This is a genomic window from Massilia sp. (assembly GCF_031995545.1).
Taxonomy (GTDB): domain Bacteria; phylum Pseudomonadota; class Gammaproteobacteria; order Burkholderiales; family Burkholderiaceae_D; genus Telluria.
The window spans coordinates 112,596-125,745 of the sequence record NZ_DAMAGA010000009.1 but is presented as its reverse complement, the minus strand read 5'-3'; the positions used below and the strand labels follow the sequence as shown (position 1 = coordinate 125,745).

Here is a 13,150-nt window from a genome sequence, read left to right as displayed (position 1 = left end):
ATGCATACGGTTTTATTTCCCTTCGGATACACTAGCCAACGGAGCGCGCGCACAGCACGTGTGCTGCCGGTCCGTGCTACCGTCATGCACGAGCAGGCCGACTGACGACAACGGGGACCATGGGGCTTTTCTCCTTCCTGAAGAGAAAGAACGACGCTGAGCCGCAGGCGCACCTTGCGCCGCGGCCGGACTTCGCGCCGCCGCCAGAGACGCGCCTGCGCGGCGAGCCGTCGCGCCTGGGCACCGAAGCCGAGCGCGAGCGCCAGCGCGAGATCGCGCGCGCCACCGCGGCCAAGATCGACGAGATCGAGCTGGCCTTCGCTTCCGACATCTTCAGCGACGAACCGGCCTGGGGCAGCGGCGCGCGCCATCCGGCGGCCGGCGCCGCGGTCGCCCCGCTGCCTGCAAACGACGACCAGCCCGATCCGGCCGCCGTCCCGGCCAGCGCGCCGGCGGTCGACGAAAGCGCGATCCTGTATGCCAACGGCCAGGCCGCGGCCGCCGAGCAGTTATTGCTCGACGCATTGACGACGCTGGGCCGCCACGAACGCCTGCCGTGGTGGATGCTGTTCGACCTGTACCAGGCCGACGGTCGCGAAGAAGTGTTCGAAAGCATCGCGATCGACTACGCCAGCCATTTCGAAACCTCCCCCCCGGCCTGGAAGCCGCTGCCGGCGCCCGCGCCCAACCGCCCCGCCGCCGTGGTGGCGCTGGCCGAAACCTTCGGTCCCACCATCGACGCCGCCGTGGCGCCGCACCTGAAGCGTGTGCTGGATGCGGGCGCGCCCGCCGTGCGCCTGGATTTCGGCCGGGTGACGCGGATCGACCCCGACGGCGCCGCCTGCCTGCTGGCGGCGCTGCAGACGCTGCGCACCAAGGGGAGCGAGCTGGTCCTGGCCGGTGCCGATACCCTGATGGGCACGCTGCGCGCGATGCTGACGATCGGCGTGCGCGGTCCCAGCCAGGCGCCGTGGCTGCTGCTGCTCGAGCTGCTGCTGTTGACCAACCGCGAGAAGGAATTCGAAGAAGCGGCGATGGATTACTGCGTCACTTATGAGGTGTCGCCGCCCTCTTTCGAAGCGCCGCGCCGCGTGTCCACCGCGGCCCCGGCACTGGATGCCGGCGCCGCCCACGGCGAACGCTTCATGCTGCCGGCCACGGTCGGCGCGGCGGACAGCGCGCTCTTGAGTGCGATCGATGCCCATGCGGACGGGCGCGACACGCTGGTGCTGGACTGCTCGCGCCTGGCGCGCATCGATTACGCCGGCGCCGGCCTGCTGCAGGCGCGCCTGGCGGCCCATGCCGGCGCCGGCAAGCGGGTCGAGCTGCGCGAACTGAATCACCTGGTGGCGGCGCTACTGCGCCTGCTGGGTGTCGGACGCGCGGATGGCGTCGATGGCGCCAGCATTTTGCTGTATCCGCACCGCTACTGATACCCGGCACGCTGCTGGCTCAGATCACGCCAAACAGCAGCAGCAACACCAGCGTCACCGCCAGCGACAACAAGGTCGAGCCAAGGCAGCCGAGCTTGTTCGAAAAGAAGAGAAACATGGTTATCCTACCGGCTGTTGAACGTCATGACAGCGTAGCGTCTGGCGCTGCCCGGCGGCGCACGACGCCACCGAGGCAGGCAATATTGCTGAGCTAACCTTGCAATCCGGTCGGGTAACCCCACCTGCTGTTGGCTAGAACATCACGAGGTCAAAATGGAACAATTTCACGGTACCACCATCGTTAGTGTGCGGCGCGGCTCGCAGGTCGCGCTCGGTGGCGATGGCCAGGTTACGCTGGGCAATGTCGTCATGAAGGGCTCGGCACGTAAAGTGCGCAAGCTGTACCAGGGCAAGGTCCTGTGCGGCTTTGCCGGCGGCACCGCCGACGCATTCACGCTGCTCGACCGCTTCGAAGGCAAACTGGAAAAGCACCAGGGCAACCTGCTGCGCGCCTCGGTCGAGCTGGCCAAGGACTGGCGCACCGACCGCGTGCTGCGCCGCCTGGAAGCGATGCTGCTGGTGGCCGACCGCGAGTCGACCCTGATCATCACCGGCAACGGCGACGTGCTGGAACCGGAAGACGGCATCGGCGCCATCGGCTCGGGCGGCGTCTACGCCCAGTCGGCGGCCAAGGCGCTGTACGAAAACACCGACATGCCGCCCGCCGAGGTCGTGAAAAAAGCGCTCACCATCGCAGGCGAGCTGTGCATCTACACGAATATGTCCCACATCATCGAGACCCTGGATTGATATGAGCAGCATCATGAACATGACCCCACCCGAAATCGTCTCGGAACTCGACAAGCACGTGGTCGGCCAGGGCAAGGCCAAGAAAGCGGTCGCCATCGCACTGCGTAACCGCTGGCGCCGTCAGCAAGTGGACGAAGCGCTGCGCCACGAGATCACGCCCAAGAACATCCTGATGATCGGCCCGACCGGCGTCGGCAAGACCGAGATCGCGCGCCGCCTGGCCAAGCTGGCCGACGCCCCCTTCATCAAGATCGAAGCGACCAAGTTCACCGAAGTCGGCTATGTCGGCCGTGACGTCGACACCATCATCCGCGACCTGATCGACATCGGCGTCAAGCAGACCCGCGCCAGCGAACAGAAGAAGGTGCGCCAGCGCGCCGAGGACGCGGCCGAAGACCGCATCATCGACATCCTGGTGCCGCCGGCGCGCGACTTCGGCTTCAATGTCAGCAATAGCGGCGCCGACGCCAAGGACGGCGACGCCACCCGCCAGACCTTCCGCAAGCGCCTGCGCGAAGGCGCGCTCGACGACCGCGAAGTCGAGATCGAAGTGCTTGATGCCGCGCCGCAGATGGAAATCATGGCCCCGCCCGGCATGGAAGAAATGACCGAGCAGATCAAGTCGATGTTCGCCGGCGTCGGCAATGCGCGCAAGAAGCCGCGCAAGCTCAAGATCAAGGAAGCGATGAAGCTGCTGATCGACGAGGAAGCCGCCAAGCTGGTCAATGAAGACGAGCTCAAGCAGAAGGCGATCGCCAACGTCGAGCAGAACGGCATCGTGTTCCTGGACGAGATCGACAAGATCGCGACCGGTTCCGAGCGCGGCGGCGCCGACGTCTCGCGCGCCGGCGTGCAGCGCGACCTGCTGCCGCTGGTCGAGGGCACCACGGTGAATACCAAGTACGGCATGATCAAGACCGACCACATCCTGTTCATCGCCTCGGGCGCCTTCCACCTGTCGAAGCCGTCGGACCTGATTCCCGAGCTGCAGGGGCGCTTCCCGATCCGGGTCGAGCTGGAATCGCTGTCGATCGAGGACTTCAAGAGCATCCTGACCTCGACCCACGCCAGCCTGACCAAGCAGTACGAAGCGCTGCTGGCGACCGAAGGCGTCAAGGTAGAGTTCCTGGACGAAGGCATCCATCGCCTGGCCGAGATCGCGTATTCGGTCAACGAACGCACCGAGAACATCGGCGCGCGCCGCCTGTACACGGTGATGGAAAAGCTGCTGGAAGAAGTGTCGTTCAGCGCCGGAAGCGAGAAGGACCAGCTGGTGCGGATCGACGCGGCCTATGTCAACGAACGGCTCGATGCGCTGGCGGTCAACGAAGACCTGTCGCGCTACGTCCTGTAACAAGCGCTGGAGGAGACCCGCATGGCGAACAAGGCACTGGCGACACGGCAAAAGATGCGGCTGCGCGTGGAACCGTCGCAGCAGTTCGGCAAGCCGCGCAACCCATTGGCTGCGCTGGCCAAGGCGCGCGCCGCCGGGCCGCACGCCAAGCCCTTGTCGAGCGAACGGCACGAAGCCAAGCGGGCGCTCAAGAAAGCGAAACTGGTGGCGGACGACGACGAGTGAGTCGTCGCTTCCGGTGTATGCTCAAGGCGGACACAGTCGTGTCCGCTTTTTTTACGTCTTTTCGATCGCACCGCATGAGTTCACCCGACCTGATCCTCGACGCCCTGCGCGCCCGCCTGCGCGCGGCCGGCATCACCTATAAAACGCTGGCGGCGCGCATCGGTGTCAGCGAGTCGAGCGTCAAGCGCATGTTCGGCCAGAAGGACATGTCATTGTCGCGCCTGGCCGAGGTGTGCCAGGCCAGCGGCATCGCATTGGAAGACGTGTTGCGCGGCGCACTCGAGAATCGGGCCAAGCCCGATGCGCTGACGTTAGCCCAGGAGACTTCACTGGTCGCCAATCCGCGCCTGCTGCTGGTGGCGATCTGCTGCCTCGGCCACTGGAGCCTGGAACAGATCGTCGAGACCTACCGACTGACCGAGGCCGAGTGCGTCAAGCTGCTGGCCGAGCTCGACCGGCTGGGACTGATCGAACTCAAGCCGCTGAACCGCTACCTGCTGCGGGTGTCGAACGCATTCCGCTGGCTGCCGGACGGGCCCGTACAGCATTACTTTCGCGAACATGTGGTGGGGGATTATTTCGCCGGTCGCTTCGACGGCGCCGGCGAGACGCTGATGTGCCTGCCGGCACGGCTGTCGCACGCCGATGCGGCCGAGCTGTCGCAGCGCATCGCCGCGCTGGCCGAGGAACTGGCGCGTCTGCACCAGCACAGCCGGCGCCTGTCGGCCGGCGAGCGCGAAGGCTATACGCTGCTGCTGGGCTTCAGGTCGTGGGAGCTGGCGGCATTCACTGCGCTGAGACGCTGAGACGCTGAGCACTGAGCGCTGAGCGCTCAGCCAAGCCAGGCTGATCAGCCTTAGCGAACCGGGTTCTGCTGCGATGGCTGGTTCATCGGCGCCGCGTTCGGCGGCATCTGAACCTGGTTGTTCTGCTGCTGTTGCTGCTGTGGCTGCGGCTGCTGTTGCTGGAACTGCTGCTGGTTCTCGGGTGAGGCCGGATCGTAGCCCGGATCCATGGCCGGCTCCGGCACGGTCTGGGCGTTTTCGGGAGTAGTCGGCGTGCCCTGCGGTCCGCCGCCGGCCGGCGGCACGCTCTGCATTGCCGGCGGGGCGCTGACCACGCCGGGCGCGGTCTGCTGTTCCATGCCGGGCGGCGCCATCATCGGCGCCGGCGCCGGCTGCGCCATCGGGGTCGGCGCGTTCATGCTGGCCGGCGCACGGCTGTCGGTGGCCAGTTCGACGCGCTTGAGCACGCCACCATCGGACAGCATCACGTAACGCTGGTGCACTTCGGACACCACGATGCCGGGCGCGACTTCGCGCCCGATGCGCACCGCCACGGGCGGCGCGCCGTCGGCCACGATGATCGCCGCGCTGTTGGCGGAACCGGCCGCCACCACGCCGGTGAGCTGGAAGTTGGAGATCGCCGCCGCCACCGGCTGGCCGCCGAACAGGGTGGCGGCCGCGTCCGGGCTCGGCTCGGGCTGGCTGACGACGGGCGCCGCCGCCAGCGGGCGCTGCTGCGGCTGGTACAGCTGCAGCACCCAGTAGGCGATCGAGGCCGCCAGCAGGATCAGGGCCAGCAGGCTGAGGAGAATGGGCAAACGCTTGTTCATGGTTTCTTTCGGATCAACGCACCAGCTGGTTGATTTCAATGATCGGCATCAGGACCGCCAGCACGATCAGCAGCACCACCAGGCCCATGGCCAGGATCAGCACCGGCTCGAGCAGGCCGGCGATGGTGAGCGTGCGACGCTCGAGGTCGGCCTGCTGCGAATTGGCGGCGCGCTCGAGCATGGCCGGCAGCTCGCCGGTGATTTCGCCGGCGCGGATCATGTGCACCAGCATCGGCGGGAAGTGCTTCTGCGCCGATAGCGCGCGCGCCAGGCTGACGCCTTCGCGCACGCTGCCGGTGGCCTGCTCGACCAGTTCGGCCATGGCGACGTTCGACAGGGTCTCGCGGCTGGTGTCGAGCGCGCGCAGGATCGGCACCCCGGAACCGGTGGTGATCGCCAGCGTGCTGGCGAAGCGCGCGGTGTTCAGGCTGCGCTCGAACTTGCCGTACACCGGGGCCGTCAGCAGCCAGGTATGCCAGCGGCGCTTGAGCACCGGGTTGCGCAAGGCGCGCCGCCACAGCCAGAACGCGCCGATGATGAGGATCGCGACATAGATGCCGTAGGCGCGCACGAAGTCGGATACCGCCAGCATGATCACGGTCAGGATCGGCAGCTTCTGCTTGGTGTTGGCGAACACCGAGACGATCTGCGGCACCACGTAGGTGAGCAGGAAGATCACGATCGCGAACGCGACCACGGTGACGATGGCCGGATAGGTGAACGCCAGGCGCACCTTCTGCACCAGCGCGTTGCGCCGCTCGATGTAGTCGGCCAGGCGCGACAGCACGCGCGCCAGCTGGCCGATCTGCTCGCCCGACGAGACCAGCGCGCGGTAGATCTCGGCGAAGTCGCGCGGATGCCGGCTCAGGGCGGTCGAGAACGCCGAGCCGCCCATCACTTCGGCGCGGATCGAGGCGATCAGGTCGCGCATGTAGGCGCGCTCGGCCTGCTCGAGCAGCGCGGTGAAGGCCTGCTCCAGCGGCAGCCCGGCTTCGAGCAGGCTGGCCAGCTGGCGCGTGAACAGCGCCAGCTCGTTCTGCGACAGGCGCTCGCCGATTCCGCGCGCGCGGGTGGCGCCCGATTCGTCGACCTGGGCCGCGATCGCGTCCACGCTCAGCGGCGTCAGGCCTTGCGTGCGCAGGTCGGCGCGCGCCGCGCGCGGGCTATCGGCGTTGACCACGCCCTTGCGCGTGGAGCCGGCGGCGTCGACCGCTTCATAACGGAATGCCGGCATCAGTCAGTTCCCATCTTCGTGCCCATCCTGCCCGTCCTAGTCCTTGGTCACGCGCACCAGCTCGGCGCGCGTGGTGGTGCCGTCCAGCAGCCAGCGCTCGCCGTCGTCGCGCATGGTCTTCATGCCGGTCTTCAAGGCGGTGTCGCGGATGTCGGCTTCGGAGGCCTGGTTGTGGATCTGGGCCCGGATCTCTTCGGTGGTTTCGAGCAGCTCGTAGACGCCGACCCGGCCATGGTAGCCGGTGTGGCCGCAGCGTTCGCAGCCGACCGCGTGCCAGGTGCTGCCGTCGAAGGTCTTGCACTGGGTGCACAGTTTGCGCACCAGGCGCTGCGCCATCACACCCAGCAGCGACGAGGACAGCAGGAATGGTTCGATGCCCATGTCCAGCAGACGCGTCACGGCCGAGGCCGCGTCGTTGGTGTGCAGGGTGGCCAGCACCAGGTGGCCGGTCAGGGAGGCCTGCACCGCGATCTGCGCCGTTTCCAGGTCGCGGATCTCGCCGATCATGATCACGTCCGGGTCCTGGCGCAGGATTGCGCGCAGGGCTTTCGCAAACGTCATGTCGATGCGGGCATTCACCTGGGTCTGGCCAACGCCGTTCAGGTCGTACTCGATCGGGTCTTCCACCGTCATGATGTTGGTGGTGGCCGCGTTCAGGCGCGACAGCGCCGCGTACAGCGTGGTGGTTTTACCGGAACCAGTCGGGCCCGTCACCAGCACGATGCCGTGCGGCTGGTTGATCAGGCGGTCGAACTGCGGCAGCATCTGCGGGTCCATGCCCAGGTGCGACAGATCCAGGCGCCCGGCTTCCTTGTCCAGCAGACGCAGCACGGCGCGTTCGCCGTGGCCGGTCGGCAGGGTCGAGACGCGCACGTCGACCGGCTTGCCGCCCACGCGCAGCGTGATGCGGCCGTCCTGCGGCAGGCGCTTCTCGGCGATGTCGAGCTGCGACATGATCTTGATGCGCGAGATCAGCGAAGCGTGGATCGCTTTCTTGGGACGCACGATGTCGCGCAGCGCGCCGTCGATGCGGAAGCGCACGACCGAGGTCTGCTCGAACGGTTCGATGTGGATGTCGGATGCGCCTTCGCGCAGCGATTGCGTCAGCAGCGCGTTGATCATGCGGATCACCGGCGCGTCGTCGGACGACTCCAGCAGGTCTTCGATGGCAGGGACATCCTGCAGCAGCTTGGTCAGGTCGAGGTCGGCGTCGAACTCGTCGGCCACCTGCGAGGCGTCGCCGCCGCCGCCGGCATAGGCGCTGGCGATGGCGTCGTCGAGCTCGCCACGCTCCATGCGGCGCAGGACGATGCGGCCGAACCGGCGCGACACTTCGGCGATGGCGGCCGGCGCGGTGGCGCCGGAGACCAGCACCTCGACGCTCTGGCCGGGTTCGCCATTACCGCGCGCCAGCACGCCGTGGTCGCGCGCGAAGGCATAGGGCAACAGATTGTTCATGATGCACTCACTTCTCGTTCGGATGCGTTATTGGCCGGAACCATTGACGCCCGATCCTTGCTCAGACACCGTGGTAGCGGGAACAGTTCCTGCGGCAGGCGATCCTGTGGCAGGCACCCCTGCGGCAGGACGGGCTGGAAGCGCCGCGCCCGGCATGGATGCGCCCGGCACCGCCCTGTTCTGCATTGTGCCCGAGGCCGGTGCAGCGGGGCGCGCCGCGCCATCGAGCGAGGCGCCCGGCGCGGCCTGGGCCGGCGGTGGCGCCTGCACCGGTGCGGTGGCCATGCCGCCGCCCGCCGGCGGCTGGCCGCCGGTCAATGGCGGCAGCACCGGCGAGCCGAGGTCGCGCAGCAGCGCCGAGCTTTCCGGCTGGCCGGCGGCGCCGGCGGCGCGCATGTATTCGTAGCGGTCCATCGTGATCGAGTTCGACGCGTCCTTGCTGCGCACCACCACCGGACGCAGGAACACCATCAGGTTGGTCTTGTTGCGGGTCCGGGTGCGGTACTTGAACAGGTTGCCCAGCACTGGGATGTCGCCCAGGCCGCGCACTTTTTCCTCGCCGTCGCCTTCGTTGTCCTCGATCAGGCCGCCGAGCACGATGATCTGGCCATCGTCGGCCAGCACATTGCTCTCGATCGCGCGCACATTGGTGGTCAGGCCCGAGGCCAGGTTGCGGGTCGAGGCGTCCACGCTCGAGTTCTCGTGGTAGATCGCCATCTTGATGGTGCCGCCTTCCGAGATCTGCGGGCGCACCTTGAGCAGCAGGCCGACGTCCTTGCGGTCGACGGTCTGGAACGGGTTGCCGCTGTTGTTGCCGGACGTGGTGTAGGAACCGGTGATGATCGGCACGTTCTGGCCGACCTTGATGGTGGCCAGTTCGTTGTCGAGCGTGATCATGTTCGGCGTCGACAGGATGTTGGCGTTGCCGTCGCTTTCCAGCGCGCGCGCCACTGCACCCAGGCCCAGCTCGCCGCCGACCTGGCGGAACAGGCCGAAGGTCAGGCCGGTCGGAATCGACGGCACCGTGGTGCCGCTGGTACCCTGGCTGGCCGCCAGCGCCAGGTTGACGATGCTGTTGCTGCTGCCGCCGCCGTTGTAGTTCTGGACGCCGCCGAAGCGGTATTTGCTGTCCGAGTCGCCGGTGGCGCCGACCCACTGCACGCCGAATTCGGATGCCTTGTTGGAATTGACTTCGACCACCAGCGCTTCGATATATACCTGGGCGCGGCGCACGTCGAGCTGGTCGATCACGGCGCGCAGGTTGCGGTACACCGCGTCCGGCGCGGTGATGATCAGGCTGTTGGTCGAGGCATCGGCCTGGATGAAGCCGGAACCCTGGCCGCCGCCCACGCCGCCGGTGTTTCCGGTCAGCTGGCTCTGCTGGCCGAAGGTGTTGCCGGTGCCGCCCATGCCGGTGCTGCTCTGCTGGCCCTGCTGGCCGCCGAGGCCGTTGCTGCCCTGGGCCCCGGTGGCCGAGGTGATCGAGCCGCCCGAGGTGCCCTGCTGCTGCACCGGCACCGCCGACGCGTCTTGCGAGACCACCGCGCGCAGGGTCTGCGCCACGCGGCTGGCGTCGGCGTTCTTCAGATAGACCACGTGGATATTGCCTTGCGCCGAGCTTTCCTGGTCGAGACGCGCGATCAGGCTCTTGGCCAGGTTGGCACGCGCCTGCGACGGCGCGCGCACCACCACCGAGTTGGTGCGCGGATCGGCCAGCACCGTAACCCGGCCCGAGTCGCCGCCGGCGGCCGGCTCCATCAGACGCGAGACCAGCTGGGCGACATCGCTGGCGATGGCGTTGCGCACCGGGACCACGTCCAGCTCGGCCGCCACCGGCGCGTCGAGCGCGGCGATGATGCGTGCCAGGCGGCGCAGGTTGTCGGCGTAGTCGGTGATCACCAGGGTGTTGTTGCCCGGGTTGGCCATGATCGAGTTGTTCGGCGAAATCAGCGGGCGCAGCACGGCGGTGAGATTGGCCGCCGATTCGTACGACAGGTAGAACACCTGGGTCGCGATCTGGTCGCCGGTGGCCTTGCTGGCGCGCACGCCGCCGACCTGGGTCGGCGAGGATTGCAGCTTGGCCTCGGCCTCGGGCACCACCTTGGCGTAGCCGTCGCCGCTGGTGACCACGGCGAAGCCCTGCAGGCGCAGCGCCGAGGTCAGCAGGCCAAAGGCCTGGGTCTTGCTGAGCGACTTTTCGGAGACCAGGGTCAGCGTGCCCTTGACGCGCGGATCGATGATGAAGGTCATCCCGGTGTAGTGGCCGATCGCCTTGATCACCGACTCGATGTCGGCGTTCACGAAGCTCAGTGCCGCGGCGTTCGCGCTTTCCTGGGCCAGCGCCGGCAATGGCAGCGCCAGCGTCAGCGTGGATGCAGCGGCGCAGCACAGCATGGCGCCGGCGGCCAGGCGGCGCAGGGCCGGCAGTTGGGTTTGGACGGAGGTGGTACGGTTGGTTTTATTCATTATCTGAACTCGAGTGCGATTACGTTTTTGCCGTTCACCATCCGGCGCTGTCCCAGCAGGTTCAACATGTTCCCTAGAGTATCTTCATAGCCGTCGGCGGCGCTGGCCTGGCCACTGAAACGCAAGCGACCATTTTGCAGCATCCCCGAGCCGGACAGCAGCAGAGCGCCACGCACGGTGCGCAGCGTCAAATCGGCTTGCGGTCCACGCCAGTCCATCGTCATTTCGTAACTGCCCAGCGGCTTGATCGGTGACATGCGCGCACCCATGTCGCTCATCGACAGCACGGTGCGTCCCTGCACCGTGACGGTGTTCGGCTGACGCAGCAGGTCGAGCGTATTCCACGACAGCCGGATCGTGCCCGACGGCGCCAGCGTGTTGAGCGGCGCGCCCAGGCCGGACAGGCCCTCGGCCGGCAGCAACAGTTCGCCGCTGCTGACCTGCCATTGCGACCAGCTGCCGGTGACGCGCACCGGATTGGCCAGCGCCTGCGGATTCTCTAACGTCACGTCGACCTGGCCGAACACCACCAGCGGCGACAGGCGCCAGCTGAACCGTCCCGGCAGCAGCGGCGTCACCGCCCCGCCCTCGCCCGGCGCGCCGCCCACGAAGGCTGAGCCGCGCCACAGCGTACCCTGCGCATCCCCCAGAGTCAAACGGCCACCGGTCTGGCGCTCGACCATCGGTCCGATCCAGGCGGCCGGCAAAAAAGCCAGCACGGTCGCCACCACCGCCAGCGCCACCAGCAGGCTCCACGTCAGCGCGCGCCTCATGAAGCGGCGTTGCCGCTCTGGCGCAGCGTGAGGGTGGCATCGACTTGTCCGGGAGCGGCCAGGGCCTTGAACTGGGCGTCTTGCACACTGAGGCGGCTGTCGCGGCGCTGGGCGTCGAGCCAGGCAATGACGTTGGCGAACGAGACGCCATTCAATTGCACGCGCGCATATTCGCCAGTGACGGTCAGCGAAGCCGGATCGAGGCCGCGCGCGGTCATGGTGGCGGCCAGCGCGTCGCGCGTCAGCGGCGCCACCTCGACCGGCGGCTGCGCCGCCAGGGCCTGGGCTTCGCCGGCCAGCGTCTGCAGCTGGGCGGCTTGCTGGCGCAGCTCGGGCAGCGAGCGCTGCAGCTGTTCGCGGCCTTCCAGGGCCGGCGCCAGCAGCACCAGGTACAGCAGCGCCAGCACGACGACGATGGCGCCGACGGCGAGGAATTTGCGCTCCTGCCCGGTGCGCGCGATCCAGTAGGCCAGTGCGCGTTCGCGCAGCTCGCCGGCTTTGGTGGCGATGCTCATGATGTGGTTCCAGGTTGTGGGGCCGCCGGCGCGGCCGATGGCGCACCTGCAGCGCCGGCGCTGCGGATGACCCAGGTGGCGGTGGCGGTTTCTTCCAGGCTCAGGTTGCGCGGCGCCAGCGCCGCTTTCAGCGCGGTGGCGGCGCCCGGATCGAAGCCTTCGGGTTTCAGGCGCACGGTGAGCGCGCGTTCGCGGAACTCCATCGACGCGATCGACGGCGGCGCCGGCAGGCCGCGCAGCGCTTCGCCGAAGGCGGCCGCGACCCAGGTGAAGTCATCGGCGCCGGCCGCACCGCTGCCGGCGCGGGCACGGTCGATGTTCTGGCGCATCTGCGCCACCGGATCGATCGCCGGCACGTTCGGATACACCGAGCGGAAGGTCTGGGTCATCTGCTGGCGCACGGCGTCGGCTTCGCGCTTCAGGCGCAGCCATTCGACGTTCAGGCCGACGATATTGACCAGCACCGCCAGCAGCGCCAGCCGGATCGGCCAGCGCCAGCGGCGCCAGTCGCGCCGCGCCACGCCGGCCGTGCCCAGGCCGGGAACGAGGTCGAGCGCGGCACCGCCATTTTTTGCTCCGGAGATCCAGTGCGCCCAGTCGTCGCTTTCCAGCGTGATGCCGGGACCGGCCTCGGCCAGCAGCATCTGGTACTCGCCCAGTTGATCGTGTTCCACGTACAGCACCAGCGGCGCGTCGCCGGCCAGCGCACGCGCGGTCTGCAGCGCGGCCTGGGCATTGCCGTCCAGCGACAGGCCCAGGCCGTCGTACTGGCTCTGGCGCAGGATCAGTTCGCCATGGCCGATGGCGGCGCTGACGCTGCCCGGCTGCAGCGGCAGGCACAATTGTTCCGGCACGGCCGCGACCGCGCGCGCGCCCATCGCCAGCAGGGTGCGCACCAGCGGCTCGAGCCAGGCCTGCTGCACCACCGCCACCGGACGGCGGCCGTCGGGCAAGGCGGGACCGGCCACCAGCACGCAATCCTCGGGGTCGCCCAGCACGTGTTCCTCGACCAGCGCCGGCAGCGCCGCGCGCAGGCGCGCGCCGGACAGTGGCGGCGCCTGCACCGCCAGCAGGGTGACGTCGCTGGCGGCCAGCACCAGTACCACGCGCCGCGCGGCGGCCACCAGGTCGCCCAGGTTGCGCAACTGGCCTTCGCCCTGCTGCCCGATGGCGCCGTTGTCGAGCGCCAGCGCGAAGCGGCACAGCGCGCCTTCGCCCTGGGCGCGGGCCGGATGCCGAATATAAAGTGTACTCAAACCGTCTCGCT

At 68.1% G+C, this 13,150-nt stretch carries 12 protein-coding genes; 5 read left to right on the top strand and 7 right to left on the bottom strand.

Going from position 1 to position 13,150, the window contains the following annotated elements:
* Nucleotides 1-119 precede the first annotated feature (119 nt).
* From RTQ83_RS09380 to RTQ83_RS09360, 5 genes are all read left to right on the top strand, one after another.
* The gene (locus RTQ83_RS09380) at nucleotides 120-1,433 is read left to right on the top strand and encodes an STAS domain-containing protein (protein ID WP_312513644.1); all 1,314 of its coding nucleotides are present in this window, start codon (nucleotides 120-122) and stop codon (nucleotides 1,431-1,433) included.
* Between the two features lie 273 nt (nucleotides 1,434-1,706).
* Complete coding sequence (hslV, locus tag RTQ83_RS09375; RefSeq protein ID WP_109345517.1) at nucleotides 1,707-2,243, top strand: ATP-dependent protease subunit HslV; 537 nt, start codon at nucleotides 1,707-1,709, stop codon at nucleotides 2,241-2,243.
* A gap of 13 nt (nucleotides 2,244-2,256) precedes the next feature.
* The gene (hslU, locus tag RTQ83_RS09370) at nucleotides 2,257-3,597 is read left to right on the top strand and encodes an ATP-dependent protease ATPase subunit HslU (RefSeq protein WP_312513639.1); all 1,341 of its coding nucleotides are present in this window, start codon (nucleotides 2,257-2,259) and stop codon (nucleotides 3,595-3,597) included.
* A 21-nt stretch (nucleotides 3,598-3,618) separates the two neighbouring features.
* The gene (locus tag RTQ83_RS09365; protein ID WP_312513637.1) at nucleotides 3,619-3,822 is read left to right on the top strand and encodes a hypothetical protein; all 204 of its coding nucleotides are present in this window, start codon (nucleotides 3,619-3,621) and stop codon (nucleotides 3,820-3,822) included.
* A 74-nt stretch (nucleotides 3,823-3,896) separates the two neighbouring features.
* Entirely contained in the window at nucleotides 3,897-4,628 is a 732-nt protein-coding gene (locus RTQ83_RS09360; RefSeq protein ID WP_312513635.1) for a helix-turn-helix transcriptional regulator, read from the top strand.
* Between the two features lie 50 nt (nucleotides 4,629-4,678).
* Here RTQ83_RS09360 and RTQ83_RS09355 read toward each other — a convergent pair whose 3' ends face one another.
* From RTQ83_RS09355 to gspL, 7 genes are read right to left on the bottom strand one after another with little or no spacing between them, the layout of a single operon-like run.
* Nucleotides 4,679-5,437 carry a hypothetical protein gene (locus tag RTQ83_RS09355; protein ID WP_312513633.1) on the bottom strand — a complete coding sequence of 253 codons (759 nt, stop codon included), beginning with the start codon at nucleotides 5,435-5,437 and terminating at the stop codon, nucleotides 4,679-4,681.
* Between the two features lie 13 nt (nucleotides 5,438-5,450).
* The gene (gspF, locus tag RTQ83_RS09350; protein WP_312513631.1) at nucleotides 5,451-6,671 is read right to left on the bottom strand and encodes a type II secretion system inner membrane protein GspF; all 1,221 of its coding nucleotides are present in this window, start codon (nucleotides 6,669-6,671) and stop codon (nucleotides 5,451-5,453) included.
* Between the two features lie 36 nt (nucleotides 6,672-6,707).
* Entirely contained in the window at nucleotides 6,708-8,129 is a 1,422-nt protein-coding gene (gspE, locus tag RTQ83_RS09345) for a type II secretion system ATPase GspE (protein ID WP_312513629.1), read from the bottom strand.
* Between the two features lie 27 nt (nucleotides 8,130-8,156).
* The gene (gene gspD, locus RTQ83_RS09340) at nucleotides 8,157-10,595 is read right to left on the bottom strand and encodes a type II secretion system secretin GspD (protein WP_312513626.1); all 2,439 of its coding nucleotides are present in this window, start codon (nucleotides 10,593-10,595) and stop codon (nucleotides 8,157-8,159) included.
* Nucleotides 10,595-11,368 carry a type II secretion system protein N gene (gene gspN, locus RTQ83_RS09335; RefSeq protein ID WP_312513624.1) on the bottom strand — a complete coding sequence of 258 codons (774 nt, stop codon included), beginning with the start codon at nucleotides 11,366-11,368 and terminating at the stop codon, nucleotides 10,595-10,597. The genes gspD and gspN overlap by 1 nt, the downstream gene beginning before the upstream one ends.
* Nucleotides 11,365-11,883: a type II secretion system protein GspM gene (gspM, locus tag RTQ83_RS09330; RefSeq protein ID WP_312513621.1), complete on the bottom strand. Its 519-nt coding sequence runs from the start codon at nucleotides 11,881-11,883 to the stop codon at nucleotides 11,365-11,367. Before gspM ends, gspN begins: the two co-directional genes overlap by 4 nt.
* Nucleotides 11,880-13,139, bottom strand: a complete 1,260-nt coding sequence (gene gspL / locus RTQ83_RS09325) for a type II secretion system protein GspL (protein ID WP_312513618.1) — start codon at nucleotides 13,137-13,139, stop codon at nucleotides 11,880-11,882. The genes gspM and gspL overlap by 4 nt, the downstream gene beginning before the upstream one ends.
* Nucleotides 13,140-13,150 lie beyond the last annotated feature (11 nt).